Genomic DNA, 527 nt, shown 5'->3' on the forward strand with positions numbered 1-527 from the left:
GTAAGTCCCTCTTGTCGTCGCCCCCCAGCAACAACATGACAGCTATAAGGATGTCATCCATAAGTACGTCACGTCAAGAAATCCGTCAGCCCTCTCACCCTGCCAACGTCCCAATCGTCGCCCCTGCAGTTCCTCAGACCCCCACACGATGAGGAAACCTCACCGACCAAAGAAAGAGCTTGGCACATTGGCACAATGTGCAAGAATGAGCTGTCGCTGCGCTCCAGCTGCGTCGCTGCGCTCCGCTCGGCCCTGGTCGGGCCCGGGTCCCCCGGACGGTCGTCCGGCTGACAGAAGGGAGGTCAGGGCCGATGCTGACGATCGCGCGCCTGGGCTCCTGGGGCATCAACTACTACGAGAACACCGCGGACCGATCCGGTCCTGAGGGCGGCCTGACGGAGTACTACAGCGAGGCGGGCCGGCGTGCGCCGCGGATGGTGCTTGCCGGCGACCAGGACGCCGTTGCTGAGCGGATCGGATTGACGTCGGGGCACGTCATTTCGGAGGAGCAGATTCATGCGTGGTGG

1 protein-coding gene is annotated in these 527 nt (G+C 63.2%); it reads left to right on the forward strand.

What is annotated here, in order from left to right:
• Positions 1-311 precede the first annotated feature (311 nt).
• Positions 312-527 (forward strand): hypothetical protein (locus AXK60_RS25340; RefSeq protein ID WP_139058157.1); only part of this gene is annotated, 216 nt, incomplete at its 3' end.

This window comes from Tsukamurella pseudospumae (assembly GCF_001575195.1).
GTDB classification, from domain to species: domain Bacteria; phylum Actinomycetota; class Actinomycetes; order Mycobacteriales; family Mycobacteriaceae; genus Tsukamurella; species Tsukamurella pseudospumae.